Source organism: Cellulomonas sp. P2_F12, from assembly GCF_056403775.1.
In genome coordinates this window covers 695,304-716,301 of sequence record NZ_JBFUEV010000001.1, presented here as the reverse complement: position 1 = coordinate 716,301, position 20,998 = coordinate 695,304, and the positions used below count along the sequence as shown (strand labels likewise).

Here is a 20,998-nt window from a genome sequence, read left to right as displayed (position 1 = left end):
TCACACCGTGGCGACGGCCGACCGCACCTGCACGATCGGCACCAGCGTGTCGACCAGGTGCGCGCGGACCAGGGGAGTGACCTCCGCGATGGTGACCCGTCGGCCGGTCTCCACCGACAGGGACGTCACGTCGGCGTCGGTGATCCCGCAGGGCACGATGCGGTCGAACGCGGCAAGGTCGGGCTCGCAGTTCAGCGCGAACCCGTGCATGGTCACGCCCCGCGAGACGCGCACGCCGATCGCCGCGACCTTGCGCTCGCGCAGCCCGCGCTCCTCGTCGGCCGCGAACCAGACGCCGCTGCGGCCGTCCACGCGGACCGCCGTCAGTCCGAGGTCGGCACACGTCCGGATCAGCGCCTCCTCGAGCACCCGCACGTAGCGGACGACGTCGATGGGAGTCGCCAGCTTCACGATGGGGTAGCCGACCAGCTGTCCCGGCCCGTGCCACGTGATGCGGCCGCCGCGGTCCACGTCGACCACGGGGGTGCCGTCGACCGGGCGGTCCCACGACGCCGTCCGGCGACCGGCCGTGTAGACGTCCTCGTGCTCGCACAGCAGCACGACGTCCTCGCGCGTGCCGTCCGCGACGGCGGCGTGCACCTCGCGCTGCAGCTGCCACGTGGGCTCGTAGGGCAGCAGGCGTGTGCCGAGGTCCAGCTCGTCGAACCGCATGCCCGCCAGGCTAGCCCGCGTCCTGGTCGGGGCGGGCCACGAGCGCGAGCAGCCGGCGCAGCTGCTCGGTCTGCTCGGCGGTGAGCCCCCGGGTGACCAGCGCCTCGGCGAGCTCGCGGTCGGCCGCGACGGCCAGGGCGGCGCGGCCGGCGTCGGTGATCGTGATGACGTGGCGACGGCGGTCCTCGGCGTGCGGGGTGCGCGTGATGTAGCCGGTGCGCTCCATCCGCGCCAGGACGCGGCTCATCGTCTGCTCGGTCACGCCGCACGCGGCGGCGAGCTCGCGCTGGGACATCGGGGACCGGATCAGGTGCACCAGGACGGGCAGGCTCGCGTGGTTGAGGTCCCAGGTGGCCAGGTGGGCGTTCCAGTCCCGTTCGACCCGGCGGGCCGCGGCGGACAGGAGGCGGCCGACGGGCCATTGTGCGGGATCGGACGAGGCCGGATCGAGGGCGGGCTGTCGATCCTCGTGCTCCACGATCCCGCCTCCCGTTTGCTGTTCGGAGCTTCCTCCCCAATGATACTCAGCATGCTGAGTAATCGCCGCGCGACGATCGTCCGCTCCGTCCTCGTCGCCGTCGCCCTGGTGGTCTGGCTGGGCATCGGCGCGGTCGGGGGGATGGCGCAGGGCAAGCTCTCGCAGGTCCAGACGAACGACGCCTCGGCGTTCCTTCCCTCGTCGGCCGAGTCCACCCAGGCCGCGCAGGAGAGCAAGGGCTTCGTCGACACCGAGACCCTACCGGCGCTCGTGGTCCTGCAGCCGGAGGACGGCGGCGACGTCACGCCCGAGCAGCTGGCCGCCGTGCAGGAGTGGGCGGTGGGTGTGCCGGACCAGGCGCTGCCCCCCGGGAACGAGGGCACCTGGTCCGACTACCTCGTGGGTCAGCCGGCGGTCGTCCCCGCCGAGGACGGGCAGGCGATCCTCGTCGCCTTCTCGCTCGACGGCGCCAAGGCCGACCAGCTGCTGGCCGACGACGAGGGCGTGACCGACTCGTTCGTGCTCGCGCTGCGGGCGTCGCTCGACGAGGACCTGGGCGCGACGGCCACGACCGCCGGTGACCTCGGGCTGAACGCGTGGGTGACCGGTCCGGCAGGGTTCGTCGCCGACCTGGTCACGGCCTTCGGCGGCATCGACGGCGTGCTCCTGCTCGTCGCGCTCGGCGCCGTGCTGCTCATCCTCGCCATCGTCTACCGGTCGCCGTTCCTGCCGTTCGTCGTCATCCTCACGGCCGTGTTCGCGCTGTGCCTCGCCGGGCTGGTGATCTACCACCTCGCCGCGAACGGCACGCTGGTCCTCAACGGGCAGTCGCAGGGCATCCTGTCGATCCTCGTGGTGGGCGCCTCGGTGGACTACGCCCTGCTGCTCGTCGCGCGCTACCGGGAAGAGCTCCACCACGTCGAGCACCCGGCGGCGGCCATGCGGCGCGCGCTGCGGGCGTGCGTCGAGCCCATCGCCGCCAGCGCCGGCACGGTCATCGCCGGTGTGCTCTGCCTGCTGCTGTCGGACCTCGGGTCCAACCGGAGCCTGGGCCCGGTGGCGGCGATCGGCATCGCGTCCGCCCTGCTCGGCGCCCTCACCCTGCTGCCGGCGCTGCTGCTGGTGTTCGGCAAGCACTCCCGCGTCCTGTTCTGGCCCCGGGCCCCGCGCGCCGACGCCGTCACCGCGACCGAGGTGCTCGACCCCGCCGCGGGCACCGGCGTCTGGGCACGGCTCGCGCGCTTCGTCGGGCGCCGCGATCGGACGGTCTGGGTGGTCACGGCGCTCGTCCTGGCCGCCGGGGCTGCGTTCCTCCCCACACTGAACGCGTCCGGGACCAGTCAGGTCGACATCTTCCTCACCGACGTCGACGCCGTGTCGGGCGAGGCCGTCCTGGCCGACCACTTCCCGGCCGGCGCGGTGCAGCCCGCGATCGTGATCGTCGACGAGGCCGACGTGGACGCCGTGACCGCGGCCGCCGAGGGGGTCGACGGTGTGGACACCGTGACGCCCTACACGGGCGCTCCGTCGGGCGCGCCGGCCACCGACGCGCCGCCGCTTGTGGTCGACGGGCGCGTGCGCCTCGACGTGACGACCACGGCGTCCGCGGACACCCAGGCGGCGGTCGCGACCGTGGAGGACCTGCGGACCGCCGTTCACGAGGTCAGCCCGACCGTCGTTGTCGGTGGCGCCGCCGCCGAGACTCTCGACACCCAGCTGGCCAGCGAGCGGGACCTGCGTGTCATCGTGCCGGTCGTGCTGCTGGTGATCGGCCTGATCCTCATGTTCCTGCTGCGGTCGATCGTCGCGTCGGCGCTCCTGCTCGTGGCCAACGTGCTCTCGTTCGCCGCGTCGCTCGGGGTGGCCGCGATCTTCTTCAACCACGTGTTCCACTTCGCCGGCGCCGACCCCGTCGTGCCGCTGTTCGCGTTCGTCTTCCTCGTCGCGCTGGGCGTCGACTACTCGATCTTCCTGATGACGCGGGTCCGGGAGGAGTCGGAGAAGGTCGGCACCCGGGCGGGTGTGGTCCGGGGGCTCGCCGTGACCGGCGGCGTCATCACGTCCGCGGGCGTGGTGCTGGCCACGACGTTCGCCGCGCTGGGGGTCATCCCGCTGCTGTTCCTCGCGCAGATCGCCTTCATCGTCGCGTTCGGAGTGCTGCTGGACACGCTCGTGGTGCGCAGCCTGCTGGTGCCCGCCCTGGTCCACGACGTCGGGCGCCCCACGTGGTGGCCCAGCAAGCTGTCCCGCAAGCCGGAGCCCGCGGCCGACCTAGAGTGAGCCGCATGGAGTCGCTTCGCGTCGGACTGGTCGGGTACGGGGGAGCGGGGCGGGGGATCCACGCCCGGCTGCTGCGCGAGGCGGGACAGCAGGTGACCTGCGTGGTCACGCGCAGCCGCGCGGCCCAGGTCGAGCAGGACTGGCCCGGCGCCCTCGTCGTCCCCGATCTGGAGTCGCTGCTCGCGCACGCCGACGAGCTCGACCTCGTCGTCGTCGCCAGCCCGACGGGGGAGCACGTCGCGCACGTCGCCGCCGCCCTGGACGCCGGCCTGCACGTGCTCGTCGACAAGCCCCTGGCCACCAGCGCCGCCGACGCCCAGGCGCTGGCCGATCGGGCCGACGGCCGGCTCACGGTCTTCCAGAACCGCCGGTGGGACCCCGAGCAGCTCACCCTGCTCGACGTGCTCGCGAGCGGCGAGCTCGGGACCGTGCACCGGTTCGAGCGCCGCTGGGAGAGGTTCCGGCCCGTGCCGCAGGACCGCTGGAAGGAGAACGACCCCGAGTCCGGCGGCCTCCTGCTCGACCTCGGCGCCCACCTGGTCGACTCGGCGGTGCAGCTGTTCGGCGCGGTCACCCAGGTCTACGCCGAGCTGCACGCCCGCAGCACCCCGGCGGTCGACGACGTGTTCCTCGCCCTCGTGCACGCCGACAACGGCGTGGTCAGCCACCTGCAGGCGGGCTCGGTCGTCGGGGCGCCCGGCCCGCGCACGCGCGTGCTGGGAGACGGCGGCGCGTTCCTGGTGACCAGCTTCGAAGGGGAGCCGACGCCGTTCGGTGCCCTCGACGACGCCTACGAGGAGACCCGTCGACCCGGCGAGCCGGTGCACGAGGGCTGGTTGGTCCGTGGCGCCGAGCGTCGGCCGGTCCCGCGGGCCGCCGGCGGGCACGCCGACCTCTACCGCGCGGTCGTCCGGTGGGTGGTGGACGGCGGACCTCCGCCCGTCGACCCCGCCGATGCGGCGCGGACCGCCCGGGTGCTGGACGCCGCGCTGGTGTCCGCCGCCGAGCGCCGGGTGGTCCTCCTGGCCTGAGGGGCCTGTGGACGACCGCCGACGGGCTGCCGCCCGGCGGTCTTGGATGTCCGGCATGGACAGGTTCCTCGTGCCGGCCGACGTGCAGGCGGCCCTCGACCGGGCCGGGTTCCGGTGCGTCGACGTGGTCGGCGCCGGCTGGTTGGCGGCCGACGCCTCCGGGCGGCTGGTCGAGCTGCACGTCGTTCCCGCGGTGGCCGACGACGAGCTGGTGGCGCGGGTCGCCCGGCTGCGCGGGGTCCGGCACGAGCACCTCGCGCAGCTCCTGGACCTGACCGAGCTGTCGCCGGGCCGGTTGGGGTTGGTGGTCGAGCACGTGGACGGGCCCACGCTCGCGCAGATCCGCGCAGCGAGGGCGCCGCTGGCGGCCGGCGAGGCCGCCACCGTCGCGATCCCCGTCGCGGGCGCGCTCGGCGCCCTCCACGACGTGGGACTCACGCACTCCGCGGTGACGGCGTCGGCCGTCGTCGTCCGGCCCGACGGACGGCCCGTGCTCACCGACCTGCACGGCGCCGTGCTCGGCGCCGGGGAGCCCGAGGCGGACGTGCGGCGACTGGTCACCACGGTCCTCGCCCAGCTGCCCGGCGAGGACGTCGACGTGGCGGGCGAGACCTCCCTGCGCCGGGCACTGGTCGACCTGCTCGCCGTGCCCGGGCTCGGGGCGGCGCACGTCGTGGACCGCTGCTACCGGGAGGCCGAGCCGTCGCCGGTCCGGCTGCCGGACGCCGGGACGCTGGCGTCGTCGGCCCTCGCGGCCGGGGCGCGTGGAGCGGCCGCGCGGGAGCCCTCGCGGCGCGCACGGCGGGTCCGACCCCGGCGGCGAGGGCTGCGCATGACCCTGGCCGTGCTCGCCGTCGTCGTGGCGTTCCTCGCCGGGCGCCAGCTGCTCGCGACACCGCCCGCGTCGGCGAGCGCCGTCCGCGACCGCGGCGACCCGGTGTCCGCCGCCTCCGAGCTCAGCAGGCTGCGGGCCGTGGCCGTCGGGGCGGGGGACGCCGCGGCGCTCGATGCGGTCGAGGTGCCCGGCGGTCCGGCGCACACCGCGGACGTCGCGCTGCTCCACGAGCGCGCCGGTGCACGCGTGGACGGCCTGGTGGTGGACGTGCAGGACGCCTGGTCGGTCGCCGCCGACGGCAGCCGCGGCAGCACCACCGACGTCGCGGTGACGGCCGTCATGTCATCCTCCACCCGGGCCCCCGCGCCGGCCCGCACCGTCGTCCTCGGGCTGCGCTGGACCGACGACGGCTGGCGCGTGTGGGACGTGGCCGCGCCGTGAGCTCAGGCGCCGTGCGCCACCCAGTCAGCGGCGGTCGTGAGATCACGGTGCACCGGCACGAAGCCGCTGGCGTCGAGCACGGCGGGGACGGCGCGGATGGACCCGAGCACCTCCGACGAGAAGTCGCCGAGCACGAGCCGCAGCGCGAAGGACGGCACCGGGATCGTCGCGGGCCGGTGGAACGCACTGGCCAGCGCGGCGACCACCTCGGCGTTCCTCGCGGGCGCGGTCACCAGGTTGACCGGGCCGTGCACGTCGGCCGTGAGCAGGTGCTCGATGGCACGGACCTCGTCCAGCAGCGTGATCCAGGGCCAGAACTGCCGCCCGGACCCGAGCCGCCCCCCGACCCCGGCCTTCAGCACCGGCAGCAGCGGACCGAGCGCGCCGCCGCCCTGCCCGAGCACGATCCCCGTGCGCAGGAGCACCACGCGGACGCCTTCCTCGGCGGCGGGCGCGGTGGCCGCCTCCCACTGCCGCACGACGTTCGCGAAGAACGTGGTGCCGATCGGCTCGTCCTCGTCCAGCACGTCGTCGCCGCGGGACCCGTAGGCACCGATCCCCGACGCCTGCAGGAGCACCTGGGGGCCGTCGTCGAGCCCGGCGAGCGTGCGGGCGAGCAGCCGCGTGGTGAGCACGCGCGACGACAGCACCTCGCGCTTGCGGGCCGCCGTCAGGGGTCGCGACCCGGGATTGACGCCGGCCAGGTTGATGACGGCGTCCGCTCCCGCGATCGCGCCGGGGTCGAGCCGTCCGGCGGCGGGGTCCCAGGCGATCTCGTCGGGACCGTGGGCGTCACCCCGGACCAGGACCGTGACGTCGTGCCCAGCGGCCCGCAGGTGCGGGACGAGGGTGCTGCCGATGAAGCCGTGCGACCCTGCGATGACCACGTGCATGGCGCTCACCCTACGGTCGGGCTCCCCGCTCGACATGTCGACGGCCCGGCACCCCTCGCGGGAAGCCGGGCCGTCGGACGATCAGGTGCTGCCGTGCGTCAGAGGCCGACCTCGGACTCGAACGCGCCCTCCTCGATGCGGTTCTTGACCGCCATGAGATAGCGCGACGCGTCGGCGCCGTCGACCAGCCGGTGGTCGTACGACAGCGACAGGTAGCACATCGACCGGATCGCGATGACCTCGGCGCCGTCCGCGTCCTGGATGACCACCGGGCGCTTGACGATCGCACCGGTGCCCAGGATCGCCGACGTGCCGCCGGGGACGATCGGGGTGTCGATGATCGCGCCGCCCGAGCCCGTGTTGGTCACCGTGAAGGTGGCGCCGCTGAGCTCGTCGGGCGTGACCTTGTTCTGGCGGGTGCGACCGGCCAGGTCCACGATCTTGCGTGAGATGCCGGCGAGGTTCAGGTCGCCCGCGTCGCGGATCACCGGGACGAGCAGGCCCTTCTCGGTGTCGACCGCGATGCCGACGTTCTCCTGTGCGTGGTACGTGATCTGGTTGCCCTCGAGCACGCCGTTGATCTTCGGGAACGCCTTGAGCCCCTCGACCGCGGCGAGGACGAAGAACGGCAGGAACGTGAGGTTGACGCCCTCGCGTGCCTTGAAGTCCTCCTTCGCCTTCGCGCGGAGCCGGGCGACCTTGGTCACGTCGACCTCGACCACCGTGGTGAGCTGCGCCTGCGAGTGCAGCGCGTCGACCATGCGCTCGGCGATGATCTGGCGCAGCCGGCTGGCCTTCTCGGTGGTGCCCCGCAGCGGCGAGACCGCCGGGACGGAGGCAGCCTTCGGTGCCGAGGCGGCGGCGGGTGCGGCGGCCGGCTGGGCCTTCGCGGCCTGGGCGGCGGCCTTCTCGGCCTCGGCCTTCGCCGCGGCGTCGAGCACGTCCTCCTTGCGGATACGGCCGCCGACGCCGGTGCCGACGAGTGCGGCGACGTCGACGCCCTTCTCCGCCGCGAGCTTGCGCACGAGCGGAGTCAGGTACGTGCCGGACGCGGAGGGCGCCGGCGCGGGAGCCGCGGCCGGAGCCGGGGTGGCGGGCACGGGCGCGGGCGTCGCCGGGACGGGCGTCGCGGTCGCGACCGGCGCGGGGGTGGCCGCGGCCGACTCCTGCTCGGCGGCGGGCTCCGGCGCGGTCTGCGGCTCCGGGGCCTTCTGCTCGGCCTCGGGCGCCTTCTGCTCGGCAACGGGAGCGTCAGCGGCGGGCGCCGCCCCGGAGCCGATGACGGCGAGGACGGCGCCGACCTCGACGGTCTCGTCCTCCTGCACCAGGATCTGCTGCAGCGTGCCGGCGAACGGCGACGGGATCTCGGTGTCGACCTTGTCCGTGGAGATCTCGAGCAGCGGCTCGTCGACCGCGACGTCGTCGCCCACGGCCTTGAGCCAGCGGGTGACGGTGCCCTCGGTGACGGACTCGCCCAGCGCGGGGAGCGTGACGTTCTCGCTGGCCCCGCCGTCGCCCGAGGCGGCCGGCGCAGCGGCGGGCTCCTCGTGCGACTCGACGGACTGCTCCTGGGGCGCTGCCTCGGCGGCCGGCTCCTCGGCGGGGGCCTGCTCCTGTGCGGGAGCCTCCTGCTCAGCAGGCTTCTCCTCCTCGGCGGGCGCCGCCTCGGCTGCGGGAGCGGCGTCTCCGCCGCCCTGGCCGGACCCGATGACGGCGAGCGTGGCACCGACCTCGACGGTCTCGTCCTCCTGCACCAGGATCTGCTCGAGCACGCCGGCGAACGGCGACGGGATCTCGGTGTCGACCTTGTCGGTCGAGATCTCGAGCAGCGGCTCGTCGACCTCCACCGTGTCGCCCACGTTCTTCAGCCAGCGGGTGACGGTCCCCTCGGTGACGGACTCACCGAGTGCGGGCAGCTGCACGTTGTCGGACATGACCGCTCGTGTCTCCTTCGATTCGTGAGGTCAGTTGTGGGCGTGCAGCGGCTTGCCGGCGAGCGCGAGGTGCGCCTCCCCGAGGGCCTCGTTCTGCGTGGGGTGGGCGTGCACGAGGGAGGCGACGTCCTCGGGGTAGGCCTCCCAGTTCACGATGAGCTGGCCCTCGCCGATGAGCTCGCCGACGCGCGCACCGATCATGTGGACGCCGATGACGGGGCCGTCCTTCTGGCGCACGAGCTTGATGAAGCCCTGCGTGCCGAGGATCTGGCTCTTGCCGTTGCCGCCGAGGTTGTACTCGAGCGTCTCGACGCCGTCGGCCCCGTGGACCTCCTTGGCGCGCGCCTCCGTGAGACCCACCGAGGCGACCTCGGGGTCGGAGTACGTCACGCGCGGGATGCCCGACTCGACGATGACCGCCGGCTTGAGGCCCGCGATCTCCTCCGCGACGAAGATGCCCTGCGCGAACCCGCGGTGCGCGAGCTGCAGGCCGGGGACGATGTCGCCGACCGCGTAGATGTTGCCGACGCCGGTGTGCAGGCGCTCGTCGGTGATGACGAAGCCGCGGTCCAGCGTGATGCCCTGCTCCTCGTAGCCGACGCCGGAGGTGCGCGGGCCGCGGCCGACGGCGACGAGGAGGAGGTCGGCGTCGAACGTCTTGCCGTCCTCGAGCGTGACGTGCACGCCGTTGTCGTCCTGGGTCACGCCGCCGAAGCGGACGCCGAGGTTGAAGTTGATGCCGCGCTTGCGGAACTGGCGCTCGAACGCCTTCGACAGCGCCTCGTCCTCGTTGGCGACCAGGTGGGGGAGCGCCTCGATGATGGTGACGTCCGCGCCGAAGGACTTCCACACGCTGGCGAACTCGGAGCCGATGACGCCGCCGCCGAGCACGATCACGGACTTGGGCACCCAGTCGAGCTGGAGCGCCTGGTCCGACGTGATCACGCGGCCGCCGATCTCGAGACCGGGCAGCGAGCGCGCGTACGAACCGGTGCCGAGCACGATGTACTCGCCGGTGATGCGCTGGCCGTCGACCTCGACCGCGTCCTTGGCGACGAGCTTGCCGTAGCCCTCGAACACGGTGATCTTGCGGGACTTGATGAGCCCCTGCAGGCCCTTGTACAGGCGGCCGATGACCGTCGCCTTGTACTCGTTCACGCCGTTCATGTCGATGTGGTCGAGGCTGGTGTGCACCCCGAAGTGGGCCCCGTCGCGGGCGTTGTCCGCCAGCTCGGCGGCGTGCAGCAGCGCCTTGGTGGGCACGCAGCCCACGTGCAGGCAGGTGCCGCCGACCTTGTCCGCCTCGACGAGGGCGACGGACTTGCCCAGCTGTGCGGCGCGCAGCGCAGCGGCGTAGCCGCCACTACCTCCGCCCAGGACGACGATGTCGAAAGCGGTGCCGTTCGTGTCGGCCACGTGCAGACTCCTCATACGCAGACTTGGTGGTCTCGAGCTCGCCGACCATCCTGTCATCCCCACAGGCCTGGAACGACCCGGACGCCGCGCGCGCTCATGTGATGAGCAGAACAGTCGTCCCATGACTGGTGTTCCGTCTGCTCGGTCACACCCCGACGACCGGCAGGTTCGCAGGTTACTCTCGTGCGCCATGGGCCTGTTCTCGCGCCGCAAGCCGGCCGCCACCGACGCGCCGACGGATCGCGACGCGCGTGAGGCGACGCTCGCGCACCTCAAGGACTTCGTCGCGACGCGCGTCGGCGTCGAGGCCTACGTGGAGCCCCGGACCAACGACACGCCGACGACGATGATGCTCGTCGCCACGGATGGCGAGTGGACCCGCCGCCGGGTGCCGGACCCCGAGACCGCCTGGCAGCTCGCGCGCGACATGGCGATCCCCGTGTACGACGTGCAGCGCACCGGCTACCCGCAGCGGGTCCGGGACTGGAACTCGCGGCAGCGGCTCGCGAAGAAGCGCAAGCACGCCTAGCGGCCGACCGGCCCCGCCTCAGGCGGCGGGCGCGCGGCCCTCGATCAGGGCCAGCAGCGTCCGCACCCCGACGCCGGTGCCGCCCACGGGCGTGTAGCCGTGCGCGGTCCGCTCGTTGTAGGCCGGCCCGGCGATGTCGAGGTGGGCCCACGGCGTCTGGCCGACGAACTCCTGCAGGAAGATCCCGGCGGTCAGCATGCCGCCGAAGCGGTCGCCGATGTTCGCCAGGTCGGCCACCTTCGACTTGAGCCCGGCGCGCAGGTCGGCCGGCAGCGGCATCGGCCAGAACAGCTCGCCGCTGGTCTCCGCCGCGGCCACGACCTCGCCGCGCACGTCGTCGGTGCCCATCACGGCCGACACGCGGTGCCCGAGCGCGACCAGCTGGGCCCCGGTCAGGGTGGCGATGTCGATGACGACGTCCGGCTTCTCCTCGACCGCGGCGACCAGGCCGTCGGCCATCACCAGGCGGCCCTCGGCGTCGGTGTTGAGCACCTCGACGGTCTTGCCGCCGCGGATCGTCAGCACGTCGGACGGGCGCTGGGCGGTCCCGGACGGCATGTTCTCCGCGAGGCAGAGCCAGCCGGTGACGGCCACGGGCAGCTCGAGGCGCGCGGCGGCGAGGACCGTGTGCAGCACCGCGGCGGCGCCGGCCATGTCGGACTTCATGGCCTCCATGCCGGCGGCGGGCTTGATGGAGATGCCACCCGAGTCGAAGGTGATGCCCTTGCCCACGAGAGCGACCTTGGCCTTGGGCCGCGACGGCGAGTAGGCGACCTTGACCAGGCGGGGGCCGCGGACGGAACCCTGGCCGACGCCGATCAGACCGCCGTAGCCGCCCGCCGCGAGCGCCTTGTCGTCGAGCACGGTGACCTTCAGGCCCTTGGCGCCGGAGTCCTTCGCGGCCGTCTTCGCCAGCTCGGCGAACGCGGCGGGGTACAGGTCGTTCGGGGCCGCGTTCACCAGGTCGCGCGTGCCGTGGATCGCCGCGGCGACGACCTCCGCGCGGGCGACGGCCGCCAGTGCGGCGCGGTCGCGCGGGTGGGCCGTGACCACCTGGATCGCGCCGACCGGCGCCTGCTTGGCGGCCTCGGAGGCGCGGTAGCGCGTGTAGGAGTACGCACCGAAGAGGGCGCCCTCGGCGACCGCGGCCACGGAGGCGACGTCGTCGGCCGGGAACGCGATCCCCACGGTCGCGACGCCGGCGAGCTCGCGCGTCGCGGCACCGGCGGCTCGGCGGAGCGCCTCCGGGGTGACCTTGTCGGCCGGTCCGACGCCGGTGAGCACGAGCACCTTCGCGACGAGGCCGGTGCCGGGGAGCCGGCGGACCTCGTCGGCCGCGCCCGTGATCCCGAGCGCCGCGGAGTCCGCGAGCTGGGCGCGCAGGTCCTTGGGCAGGCGCTCGGCGCCCAGGACGGCCGGCTCGCCGTCCTGCTGGGCGACCGCGACGACCAGGGCGTCGACGGCGAGGCGGGCAGGGTCGTGGGAGGTCAGCGAGACGGTCACGGACCGATGATAGTTCCGGACGGTGGACGGGTCGCCCGGTCACCGCCGGTACGGTGGGGCACCGTGATCGTGCCCCTCGCGCTGCTCGTGGCCGCGCTGTGCCTCGCGCTCGGCGGCTGGGCGCTCTGGTTCGTCGTGCGGGACCGCGCGGTGATCCTGCGCCAGCTCTGGGGCGGGGCGGTCATCGAGGCCGTGCTTCTCGTCCAGGCCATGGTCGCCGGGGTGCTCGCGGCGACCGGCAGCCCCGACGTCGACGGCGTGCTCCTGTGGGGCTACGTCATCACCCAGCTGTTGATCCTGCCCATCGCCGCCGCGTGGGCGTTCGCCGAGCGGACCCGGTGGAGCTCGGTGGTCCTGCTCGTCGCCGCGCTGACCGTGGCGTTCCTCGAACTCCGACTGCTCCAGATCTGGGGGACCGTGTGACCGACCGACCGGCTGGGCATCGATCGACGGGGAGCGGCCCCGGCCGCCTGCTCGTGGCGGTGTACGGCATCCTCGCGCTCGCCGCCACGGCCCGCGGCATCTACCAGGTGACGACCAAGCTCGACGAGGCACCGGTCGCCTACCTGCTGTCCCTCGCGGCGGGACTCGTCTACGTCGTCGCGACGATCGCGCTGGCCAAGGACTGGCGGCGGCTCGCGTGGTGGGCGGTCTCGATCGAGCTGGCCGGCGTGCTGACGGTCGGGGTGCTGTCGCTGGTCGACGTCGGGGAGTTCCCCGACGAGACGGTGTGGTCGGCGTTCGGTCAGGGCTACGGGTACGTGCCGCTGGTGCTCCCGTTCCTCGGCCTGCTCTGGCTGTGGCGCACGGGCCGGTCCGCCCCCGACGACCTAGGGTGAACAGCGTGTACCGCCTGCTCTTCGACCTCGTGTTCCGCCGCATGGACCCCGAGCGCGCGCACGAGGTCGCGTTCCGGCTCATCCGGGTCGTCGCGCAGGTCCCGGTGCTGCGGGACGTCGTGAGCCGGTTGTTCGCCTCGTCGCCGGACGGTGGCGTCGAGGTCTGGGGGCGGCGCTTCCCGTCGCGCTTCGGGCTCGCCGCCGGGTTCGACAAGAACGCCGTGGGCGTCGCCGGGCTGACCATGCTCGGCTTCGGGTTCGTCGAGGTGGGCACCGTGACCGCGCAGGGCCAGCCGGGCAACGAGCCTCCCCGCCTGTGGCGGGTGCTCGACCAGCGGGCGCTGCGCAACCGGATGGGCTTCAACAACGAGGGCTCCGCGGCGGTGGCGGCGCGACTGCGTCGGCTGCGCGCGACGCCCGCGGGTCGTCGGCTCGTGGTGGGCGTCAACATCGGCAAGACGAAGGTGACGCCCGCCGAGCAGGCGCCCGCCGACTACGCGACCAGCGCCGGCCGGCTCGCGCCCTACGCCGACTACCTTGTCGTGAACGTGTCGTCCCCCAACACCCCGGGCCTGCGGGACCTGCAGTCGGTCGAGGCGCTGCGGCCCATCCTCGAGGCCACCCGGGTGGCGGCCGACGAGGCGACGGCGACCGCGGGGCTCGCGACCGTCCCGCTGCTGGTCAAGATCGCGCCGGACCTGTCCGACGACGACGTCGACGCGGTCGCCGAGCTGGCCGCCGAGCTGGGGCTGGACGGGATCGTCGCGGTCAACACGACCATCGGCCACGACCTGGGACCCGGCGGCCTCTCCGGTCCGCCGGTGCTGGCCCGGGGCCTGGACGTGGTGGCCAGACTGCGCAGCCGCCTCGGTCCGGACGCGGTCATCATCGGGGTCGGCGGCATCACCACCCCGGCCGACGCCCGCGAGTACGTCGCCGTCGGCGCCACGCTCGTCCAGGGCTACACGGGACTGATCTACGAGGGGCCCGCGTACCCGTCGCGGATCGCCCGCGCGCTGGCGGCCGACCAGGCGCTGCGTGGCTCGGCCCGACGGACGGTGGTGCGCTGATGGTGCTGCGACCGCAGTGGGAGTGGCGATTCGACGGCCCGGACGGACTCGCGCTCGACCGGCCCGTGAGCCCGGTGTTCACCACGCAGTACGACGCGGAGCAGTGGCTCGGCGAGCACTGGCGCACGCTCGCCGCGCAGGGCGTGCACGCGGTGGGCCTGCTGCACGAGGGCGCGCAGGCCACGCCCACGCTCGCGCTCCCGCTGATCTGATCAGACCAGCGCGTGGACCCGGGCGGGTCCGGGGGCCGGTTCCGTGATGCCCAGGCCTGCCCATGCATCGGCGAGCCCTGTCACGGCCCGGCGCAGGTTCTCGGCGGTCGTGCTGAACGGCAGGCGCAGGTTGCGCTCGAAGCTGCCGTCCACGCCGAACGCGGTGCCGGGGACCACCCGGACGCCGTGCCGCGTCGAGATCGCCGCGAGCGCGCTGGACACGGGGGCGCCGAGGTCGGCCCACAGCGACAGGCCACCGGCGGGGACCTCGAACCGCCACGACGGCAGCTGGTCCAGCAGAAGGCCGACGAGCAGGTCGCGGCGGTCCCGCAGTGCCTCGCGGCGGCCGGTGAGCAGATCCTCCGACTGGGAGAGCAGCTCCGCGACCACCAGCTGCTCGAGCACCGCAGTGCCGTGGTCGACGTGCGCGCGGGTCGTGGCCAGCCTGTTGACCAGGTCGGGGTGCGCCCGGACCCAGCCGACGCGCAGGCCACCCCAGTAGCTCTTCGACGCCGACCCGATGGAGATCACGTAGGCGGCCGCGGTGCCGTCGCCCGCGAACGAGCCGGGGGCCGGCCCGTCCATGGTCAGCTCCGCGAGCACCTCGTCGCCGACGATCGCGGTGCGGTACCGGCGGGCCAGCGCACGCACCCGCGCGCCGTCCTCGTCGCTCATGCTGGTGCCCGTCGGGTTCCGGTGGCTGGGGATGAGGTAGACGAGTCGCGGCGCGACCTGCCGCAGCGTCGACTCGAGCAGGTCGATGTCCAGTCCGTCCTCGCCCGACGGTACGGGGACGGGCCTGGCGCCGACCGACCGCACCACGTCGATGGCGTGCGGATACGTCGGGTGCTCGACGACCGCGCGGTCGCCCGGGCCGACGTGCGAGGCCACCAGCAGGTGGATGGCCTGCTGTGCACCCGTGGTGACCAGCACCTGGTCCGGCGTCGTCGGTGTGCCCCGCAGCGTGTACCAGCGCGCGATCGCCTCCCGCAGGACAGGTACGCCGAGGAGCGCGTAGCCCGTCCCCGTGAGGTGCCGGGGGAGGGCCTCGAGTGCGGCGAGGTAGGCGCCGTGCAGGGAGGACGGGGCCGACGGTGCCGCCACGGCGAGATCGACGATGCCGGGCTCGTCGCCGACCGACCCCGCCATCGACGACCGCGCACCCGGACCGGCCGGGAGCGTGGTGACGGTGCCCGAGCCGCGCCGGCTCACCAGGTAGCCCTCGTCGCGCAGCAGCCCGTACGTCGCGGTGGTGGTCGTGCGGGACACGCCCGTGGCGTCGGCGAGCTCTCGCTCGCTGGGCAGGCGGGTGCTGAGCGGCACGGCGCCCGAGAGGATCGCGGCCCGCAGGGCGTCGGCGAGGGCGACGTACGCGGGTCCCGGCCTCTGCCACGCGCCGAGGACCGTGCCCAGGCGGTGGCCGCCGATCCGGCGGTCCGCGGGGAGCTCTGTCGTCGCCATGAGGCCACTATGCCAGAAGTGGCTATTCCGGGCGATGCCACTTACGAGCCAGCATTGCTTCCCATGAGCACGTGGATATGGCTACTGATAGCGGTCGGAGTCCTTGCGGGCATCGTCGTGGCCCTGGTGCGGGCCGTCCGGGCGGACGGCCTCGGTCACCGGCCGCCGCCGGCGTCGCACCGCGACTGGTTCGAGCAGCTCACGTGACGGCCCGTGCGTATGCTCGCGCGGTGCGGTCGTGGAGGACCTCTGACGCCCGCCCTGTGCGTCGGGGCGGGCAGCTGCTCGTCGGCCTCGTCCTCTACGCGGTCTCGATCGCGATGCTCGTCGACGCGGGTCTGGGGAGCATGCCGTGGGACGTGCTGACCCAGGGGATCGTGCTCCGCACCGGCCTGTCGTTCGGGATGGTGACGCTGCTGGTCGGCCTCGTCGTGCTCGCCTGCTGGATCCCGTTGCGCCAGCGTCCCGGCGTGGGCACGGTGGCCAACGTCGTCGTCATCAGCATCCTGGTCGACCCGTTCCTCGCGCTGTTCGACGGGCTGCCCGACGCCATGGGCGTCCGCATCGCGCTCGCCGCCGGGGGCATCGTGCTCAACGGCCTGGCGACCGGGCTCTACGTGGGCGCCCGGCTCGGACCGGGCCCGCGCGACGGCCTCATGACGGGCCTGGTGCGCCGGACCGGGCGCTCGGTGCGGCTCGTCCGGACGAGCATCGAGGTGGCGGTCGTCTCCGTCGGCTGGCTGCTGGGCGGCACCGTCGGGTTCGCGACGCTGGCCTACGCCCTGGCGATCGGTCCGCTGGTGCACGTGTTCCTGCCCCGGCTGACCGTGCCCGCCGAGGTGAAGGAGCCGGTCGCCGTCTGACGAGGTCCGGCCCCGGGTGCACCGGGGCCGGACCGTCGCGTCAGCGCGCCGGCGGCGCGTTCTTGGCCGTCTCGGCCGGGTCGGACACCACGGAGTCGCCCAGGATCGTGTCGATCCGGGCCAGCAGCTCCGCCGGGATGGTCACGCCGGACGCCTTGACGTTCTCCGTGACCTGCTCGGGCCGAGAGGCACCGATGATCGCCGCGGCGACGTTCCGGTTCTGCAGCACCCACGCCACGGCGAGCTGGGCCAGCGACAGGCCGAGCTCGTCCGCGACCGGCGTGAGGTCCTGCACCCGCTGCAGCACGTCGGGCTGCTCGAGGAAGCGGCCGATGAACCGGGCGCCGCCCTTCTCGTCGGTCGCGCGCGACCCCTCGGGCGGCGCCTGGCCCGGCTTGTACTTGCCGGTGAGCACGCCCTGGGCCACGGGGGACCAGACGATCTGCGACACCCCGAGCTCCTCGGACGTCGGGACGACCTCGCCCTCGATGACCCGCCAGAGAGCCGAGTACTGCGGCTGGTTGGAGATGAGCTGGAACCCGAGGTCCTTGGCCAGGGCGTGGCCGGCGCGGATCTGGTCCGCGGTCCACTCCGAGACGCCGATGTAGAGCGCCTTGCCCGCGCGGACCACGTCGGCGAACGCCTGCATCGTCTCCTCGAGCGGCGTCGACTCGTCGTACCGGTGCGCCTGGTAGAGGTCGACGTAGTCGGTCTGGAGGCGCTCCAGGGAGCCGTCGATGGACTCGAGGATGTGCTTGCGCGACAGGCCCATGTCGTTGGCGCCGCCGGGTCCGGTGGGCCAGTAGACCTTGGTGAAGATCTCGAGCGACTGGCGCCGCTCGCCCTTCAGGGCCTCGCCCAGGACGGTCTCGGCCTTGGTGTTGGCGTAGACGTCGGCGGTGTCGAACGACGTGATCCCCGCGTCGAGCGCGGCGCGCACGCAGGCCTTCGCGGTGTCGTTCTCCACCTGCGAGCCGTGCGTGAGCCAGTTGCCGTAGGTGATCTCGGTGATCTTCAGGCCGGAACGGCCCAGGTAGCGGTAGGAAACCATGCCCGCAACCCTACGGCGGGCTCAGGAGGGGTGCTGACCGTGCTTCACCTGGGGCTTCGGCAGCCGCGCCGGGCGGATCTGGAACACCCGCAGGACGGCGTACATCGCGACCCCGCGCGGGATCTGGGCGGCCCCGAACTTGGCGACCACGCGCTTCTTCAGGCTGCGCCACATGAGCCAGGCGTCGATGGACGCGGCGATGATGTAGACGTAGAGCGCGAGGATCGCGAAGAAGGCGATCGCGGTCTTGGCCAGCGCGAACTGGGCGACCAGGAAGACTGCCGCCATCGGCAGGAAGAACTCACCGAGGTTCCAGCGGGCGTCGACGGAGTCGCGGATGTAGCGCCGGACCGGGCCGCGGTCCTTGGCGGGCATGTTGCGCTCGTCGCCGGTCTGCATTGCCCGGTACTCGATGTCGCGCTGGGTCTTGGCCTGCTCACGGGTGGCCCGCTTGCTGGTCGGCGCCACCAGCGGGCGCTTGTTCGCCGCCTCGGAGACCTTGCGCTTCGGCGTCGGACGGCCCTTGCCCGCGTCCGTGGGCGGCGGTGCGCTCTCGCTCAGGGCGGGAGTCACGGGCTGGGGGTCGTTGCTGCGTCCGAACACCCCGCCAGGGTAGTCGAGTAGCGTGCTTGTCCGTGACCGACGCCTCCTCGCACCCGACCATCCTTCCCGGCGACCGCACGGACGCGCTCCGCTCGCGAGCCGCCGCCGCGTTCGGTGGGCTGCGCGCCGACCTCGAGGCCCTCGTCCGCATCCCCAGCGTGTCGAACGCGGAGTTCGACCAGGCGCACGTGGCCGCCAGCGCCGACGCCGTCGCGGCGCTGCTGCGGGGCGCCGGGCTCGACGACGTCCGGGTGCTGTCGGTGCCCGGCGGCGCGCCCGCCGTGGTGGGCCGCCGGCTCGCCCCCGAGGGGGCGCCGACCGTGCTGCTGTACGCGCACCACGACGTGCAGCCGCCCGGCGACGACGCCGACTGGGACAGCCGGCCGTTCGAGCCGACCGAGCGCGGCGGACGGCTCTACGGGCGCGGTGCGGCCGACGACAAGGCGGGCGTCATCGCGCACGTCGGTGCCTTGCGGGTGCTCGGCGACGAGCTCGGCGTGGGCGTGACGGTCTTCGTCGAGGGCGAGGAGGAGATCGGCTCGCCCACCTTCACGGCGTTCCTGCACGCGTACCGCGACCTGCTCGAGGCGGACGTCATCGTGGTCGCGGACTCGTCGAACTGGGCGATCGGCGTCCCGGGGCTGACGACGTCGCTGCGGGGGCTCGTGGACTGCGTCGTCGAGGTCGCCGTCCTGGACCACGCGGTGCACTCCGGCATGTTCGGCGGGGCGATCCTTGACGCGCCGACCCTGCTCGCCCGGCTGATCACGACGCTGCACGACGACCAGGGCGACGTCGCGGTCGAGGGCCTGGTCCACGCGCCCGACCCGAGCGTCGACTACGACGAGGCGACGTTCCGCGCGGACGCGAGCGTGCTGGACGGTGTGCGCCTGGCCGGCACGGGACCGATCACCGCACGGCTCTGGACGCGACCCGCGATCGGCGTCATCGGCTTCGACGCGCCCCGCGTGGCCAGCGCCTCGAACACGATCACCCCGCGGGCCTCGGCCAAGCTCTCGGTCCGGCTCGCCCCGGGCCAGGACCCCGCCGCCGCGATGGCCGCGCTGCGCACCCACCTGGTCGACCACGCCCCGTTCGGCGCGCGCGTGACCGTGACCGACGGCGAGCAGGGCAAGCCGTTCCAGGCGCCGCGGGACTCCCCGGCCATGCAGGCCGCCCGCTGGGCGTTCGCGCAGTCGTGGGGGACCGACCCCGTGGACATCGGGGTCGGCGGGTCGATCCCGTTCATCGCCGACCTGCTCGAGGTCTTCCCGGACGCCTCGATCCTGGTCACCGGCGTCGAGGACCCGGACGGCCGCGCGCACGGCGCGAACGAGTCGGTGCACCTCGGCGAGCTGGAGAAGGTCGTGCTGGCCGAGGCGCTGCTGCTGGAGCGTCTCGCGGCCCGCTGAGGCGCCTCAGGCGCTCCCGCGGTGCGCGACGCCGACGGCCTCGGCCCAGGCGCGGACGTCGTCGGGCAGCTCGGGCGACGGGCCGTCGTGGGTGCCCAGCAGGTCGATGACGTCGGGCGCGGCGATGCGCGACCCGTCCCGGCCGAGGAACCGCCCGGCGACGACCCCGCGCGCGACGTGCTCGCCGCCCCGGCGGAAGGTCTGCTCCAGGTAGGCGCAGCGCTGGTCCCAGCCGAGCAGGCGGGTGGAGATCTCGAAGCGCTGGCCCAGCGTGAGCGAGCGTCGGTAGGACATCGTCGACGACGCCACCACGGGGTACCAGCCGTGCTCCTTCAGCGGACCGAAGGCGCCGAGGTCGGCCAGGAAGTTGCTGCGCGCCACGTCCATCATCTGCAGGTACACGCCGTTGTTCACGTGCCGGTAGAAGTCCAGGTCGCCCGGGTGGACCCGCATGGAGGTGACCGACGGGTCGAAGAGCCCGCGGCCCGGGACGGCGGCTCGGGGGCGGGTGGTGGCCAGTGCGAGCTGGATCATCCGGGTCACGGCGGCGATGTTACTCGCGGGTAGGTTCCGTGGGAACGAAGTGCTCGACCACGGGGAACGGCTCGTAGAAGTGGTGCAGCAGCTCGCGCCAGCGCACGTACTGCGGCGACCCGCGGAAGCCGACCTCGTGCGCCTGGACCGAGTCCCAGCCGATGAGCAGCAGGTACGTGCCCGGGGTCTCGACACCGCGGGAGACGTGGATGCCGCGGAAGCCCGGGATGCTCGCGACGAGCGGGGTGGCGTCGGCAATGGCCCGCTCGAACGCGTCCTCCTGGCCCGCCCGGACAGGCAGCAGGGCGTGCTCGAGCACGGGGGCGTCGAGCGGTCCCGTCATACCGGGGGCTCGGGGTCGTACTGGATGCCGCGCCGGACGGCCTTCGCGGCGTCGACGGACTCGAGCCGGGCGACCAGGTGCAGCGCCATGTCGATGCCCGCGGACACCCCCGCGGAGGTGACGACGTCGCCGTCGTCGACGAACCGCGCCTCGGTGTCCGCCAGGATGCTCGGGTCGAGGACGGCCAGCTCGTCGAAGGCGCCCCAGTGGGTCGTGGCCGGTCGCCCGGAGAGCAGGCCCGCGGCGGCGTACACGAGGGCGCCCGTGCACACGCTGGTCATCAGCGGGGTCGCGGCGCGCATGCCGCGCACCCACTCGAGGTGCTCGGGGTCGCGCAGGAGCGCGCGGGTGCCGAAGCCGCCCGGGTAGACGAGCACGTGCAGCGGACCCAGCTCGTCCGCGCTGAGGTCCGGGACGAGCCGCAGACCCTTGGCGCAGCGCACCCCGAAGCCGTCGACCGAGAACGTCATGACCTCGGGACGCAGGTCCGAGGTGTTCGCCCAGTAGGAGAGCACCTCGTACGGCCCGACGACGTCGAGCTCCTCGGCGTCGTCGAAGACGAAGATGCCGACGCGCAGATGGTGCCCGGTCGACATGC

General features: G+C 73.7%; 23 protein-coding genes. 11 read left to right on the top strand and 12 right to left on the bottom strand.

Going from position 1 to position 20,998, the window contains the following annotated elements; genetic code table 11:
- Together lipB and AC1DWH_RS03325 are read right to left on the bottom strand one after the other, a co-directional pair.
- Nucleotides 1-672: a lipoyl(octanoyl) transferase LipB gene (gene lipB, locus AC1DWH_RS03330; RefSeq protein WP_477092463.1), complete on the bottom strand. Its 672-nt coding sequence runs from the start codon at nucleotides 670-672 to the stop codon at nucleotides 1-3.
- A gap of 10 nt (nucleotides 673-682) precedes the next feature.
- Nucleotides 683-1,150 carry a MarR family winged helix-turn-helix transcriptional regulator gene (locus AC1DWH_RS03325; protein ID WP_477092462.1) on the bottom strand — a complete coding sequence of 156 codons (468 nt, stop codon included), beginning with the start codon at nucleotides 1,148-1,150 and terminating at the stop codon, nucleotides 683-685.
- Nucleotides 1,151-1,201: 51 nt separating this feature from the next.
- On the opposite strand from AC1DWH_RS03325, the gene AC1DWH_RS03320 reads away from it, so the two are divergent.
- Genes AC1DWH_RS03320 through AC1DWH_RS03310 form a run of 3 tightly spaced genes read left to right on the top strand, consistent with a single transcriptional unit; the run spans nucleotide 1,202 to nucleotide 5,737 of the window.
- A complete protein-coding gene (locus AC1DWH_RS03320; RefSeq protein WP_477092461.1) occupies nucleotides 1,202-3,430 on the top strand; it encodes an MMPL family transporter in 2,229 nt (742 codons plus the stop codon).
- A 5-nt stretch (nucleotides 3,431-3,435) separates the two neighbouring features.
- Nucleotides 3,436-4,461, top strand: coding sequence for a Gfo/Idh/MocA family protein (locus tag AC1DWH_RS03315; RefSeq protein WP_477092460.1), 1,026 nt, complete (start codon nucleotides 3,436-3,438; stop codon nucleotides 4,459-4,461).
- Between the two features lie 55 nt (nucleotides 4,462-4,516).
- Nucleotides 4,517-5,737, top strand: coding sequence for a protein kinase family protein (locus tag AC1DWH_RS03310; RefSeq protein ID WP_477092459.1), 1,221 nt, complete (start codon nucleotides 4,517-4,519; stop codon nucleotides 5,735-5,737).
- 2 nt (nucleotides 5,738-5,739) lie between these two features.
- Here the strand turns inward: AC1DWH_RS03310 and AC1DWH_RS03305 are convergent, their stop codons facing one another.
- From AC1DWH_RS03305 to lpdA, 3 genes are all read right to left on the bottom strand, one after another.
- Nucleotides 5,740-6,630, bottom strand: a complete 891-nt coding sequence (locus AC1DWH_RS03305; RefSeq protein WP_477092458.1) for a TIGR01777 family oxidoreductase — start codon at nucleotides 6,628-6,630, stop codon at nucleotides 5,740-5,742.
- Between the two features lie 98 nt (nucleotides 6,631-6,728).
- Nucleotides 6,729-8,564, bottom strand: a complete 1,836-nt coding sequence (gene sucB, locus AC1DWH_RS03300; RefSeq protein ID WP_477092457.1) for a 2-oxoglutarate dehydrogenase, E2 component, dihydrolipoamide succinyltransferase — start codon at nucleotides 8,562-8,564, stop codon at nucleotides 6,729-6,731.
- 30 nt (nucleotides 8,565-8,594) lie between these two features.
- Nucleotides 8,595-9,995, bottom strand: a complete 1,401-nt coding sequence (gene lpdA / locus AC1DWH_RS03295) for a dihydrolipoyl dehydrogenase (protein ID WP_477092456.1) — start codon at nucleotides 9,993-9,995, stop codon at nucleotides 8,595-8,597.
- A gap of 175 nt (nucleotides 9,996-10,170) precedes the next feature.
- Here lpdA and AC1DWH_RS03290 point away from each other — a divergent pair, with 175 nt between their 5' ends.
- Nucleotides 10,171-10,509: an oxidoreductase gene (locus tag AC1DWH_RS03290; protein ID WP_456846251.1), complete on the top strand. Its 339-nt coding sequence runs from the start codon at nucleotides 10,171-10,173 to the stop codon at nucleotides 10,507-10,509.
- An 18-nt stretch (nucleotides 10,510-10,527) separates the two neighbouring features.
- Here AC1DWH_RS03290 and AC1DWH_RS03285 read toward each other — a convergent pair whose 3' ends face one another.
- Complete coding sequence (locus AC1DWH_RS03285; RefSeq protein WP_477092455.1) at nucleotides 10,528-12,012, bottom strand: leucyl aminopeptidase; 1,485 nt, start codon at nucleotides 12,010-12,012, stop codon at nucleotides 10,528-10,530.
- A gap of 63 nt (nucleotides 12,013-12,075) precedes the next feature.
- On the opposite strand from AC1DWH_RS03285, the gene AC1DWH_RS03280 reads away from it, so the two are divergent.
- The 4 genes from AC1DWH_RS03280 to AC1DWH_RS03265 are packed head-to-tail and all read left to right on the top strand — an operon-like array spanning nucleotide 12,076 to nucleotide 14,133.
- Nucleotides 12,076-12,435, top strand: a complete 360-nt coding sequence (locus AC1DWH_RS03280; RefSeq protein ID WP_477092454.1) for a hypothetical protein — start codon at nucleotides 12,076-12,078, stop codon at nucleotides 12,433-12,435.
- Nucleotides 12,432-12,851 (top strand): hypothetical protein, encoded by a 420-nt coding sequence (locus AC1DWH_RS03275; protein ID WP_456846248.1) that lies wholly within the window; start codon nucleotides 12,432-12,434, stop codon nucleotides 12,849-12,851. Before AC1DWH_RS03280 ends, AC1DWH_RS03275 begins: the two co-directional genes overlap by 4 nt.
- A gap of 5 nt (nucleotides 12,852-12,856) precedes the next feature.
- Nucleotides 12,857-13,921, top strand: coding sequence for a quinone-dependent dihydroorotate dehydrogenase (locus tag AC1DWH_RS03270; protein WP_477092453.1), 1,065 nt, complete (start codon nucleotides 12,857-12,859; stop codon nucleotides 13,919-13,921).
- Nucleotides 13,921-14,133 (top strand): hypothetical protein, encoded by a 213-nt coding sequence (locus tag AC1DWH_RS03265; RefSeq protein ID WP_456846246.1) that lies wholly within the window; start codon nucleotides 13,921-13,923, stop codon nucleotides 14,131-14,133. The genes AC1DWH_RS03270 and AC1DWH_RS03265 overlap by 1 nt, the downstream gene beginning before the upstream one ends.
- Here the strand turns inward: AC1DWH_RS03265 and yczR are convergent, their stop codons facing one another.
- The gene (yczR, locus tag AC1DWH_RS03260; RefSeq protein WP_477092452.1) at nucleotides 14,134-15,594 is read right to left on the bottom strand and encodes a MocR-like transcription factor YczR; all 1,461 of its coding nucleotides are present in this window, start codon (nucleotides 15,592-15,594) and stop codon (nucleotides 14,134-14,136) included.
- Nucleotides 15,595-15,657: 63 nt separating this feature from the next.
- Here yczR and AC1DWH_RS03255 point away from each other — a divergent pair, with 63 nt between their 5' ends.
- Nucleotides 15,658-15,801 (top strand): hypothetical protein, encoded by a 144-nt coding sequence (locus AC1DWH_RS03255; RefSeq protein WP_477092451.1) that lies wholly within the window; start codon nucleotides 15,658-15,660, stop codon nucleotides 15,799-15,801.
- A gap of 23 nt (nucleotides 15,802-15,824) precedes the next feature.
- On the top strand, nucleotides 15,825-16,457 hold the full coding sequence (gene yczE, locus AC1DWH_RS03250) for a membrane protein YczE (protein WP_477092450.1): 633 nt from the start codon (nucleotides 15,825-15,827) through the stop codon (nucleotides 16,455-16,457).
- A gap of 40 nt (nucleotides 16,458-16,497) precedes the next feature.
- Here the strand turns inward: yczE and AC1DWH_RS03245 are convergent, their stop codons facing one another.
- The gene (locus AC1DWH_RS03245) at nucleotides 16,498-17,508 is read right to left on the bottom strand and encodes an aldo/keto reductase family protein (protein ID WP_477092449.1); all 1,011 of its coding nucleotides are present in this window, start codon (nucleotides 17,506-17,508) and stop codon (nucleotides 16,498-16,500) included.
- A gap of 21 nt (nucleotides 17,509-17,529) precedes the next feature.
- Nucleotides 17,530-18,111 carry a DUF3043 domain-containing protein gene (locus AC1DWH_RS03240; RefSeq protein WP_477092448.1) on the bottom strand — a complete coding sequence of 194 codons (582 nt, stop codon included), beginning with the start codon at nucleotides 18,109-18,111 and terminating at the stop codon, nucleotides 17,530-17,532.
- Nucleotides 18,112-18,137: 26 nt separating this feature from the next.
- Between AC1DWH_RS03240 and AC1DWH_RS03235 the strand changes: the two genes are divergently transcribed.
- Entirely contained in the window at nucleotides 18,138-19,523 is a 1,386-nt protein-coding gene (locus AC1DWH_RS03235) for a M20/M25/M40 family metallo-hydrolase (RefSeq protein WP_477092447.1), read from the top strand.
- A 6-nt stretch (nucleotides 19,524-19,529) separates the two neighbouring features.
- Here the strand turns inward: AC1DWH_RS03235 and AC1DWH_RS03230 are convergent, their stop codons facing one another.
- Genes AC1DWH_RS03230 through AC1DWH_RS03220 form a run of 3 tightly spaced genes read right to left on the bottom strand, consistent with a single transcriptional unit; the run spans nucleotide 19,530 to nucleotide 20,996 of the window.
- Nucleotides 19,530-20,057 (bottom strand): acyl-CoA thioesterase, encoded by a 528-nt coding sequence (locus AC1DWH_RS03230; RefSeq protein ID WP_456847173.1) that lies wholly within the window; start codon nucleotides 20,055-20,057, stop codon nucleotides 19,530-19,532.
- Between the two features lie 19 nt (nucleotides 20,058-20,076).
- Nucleotides 20,077-20,400, bottom strand: a complete 324-nt coding sequence (locus AC1DWH_RS03225) for an antibiotic biosynthesis monooxygenase family protein (protein WP_477092446.1) — start codon at nucleotides 20,398-20,400, stop codon at nucleotides 20,077-20,079.
- Complete coding sequence (locus AC1DWH_RS03220; RefSeq protein ID WP_477092445.1) at nucleotides 20,397-20,996, bottom strand: DJ-1/PfpI family protein; 600 nt, start codon at nucleotides 20,994-20,996, stop codon at nucleotides 20,397-20,399. Before AC1DWH_RS03220 ends, AC1DWH_RS03225 begins: the two co-directional genes overlap by 4 nt.
- Between the last annotated feature and the right edge of the window lie 2 nt (nucleotides 20,997-20,998).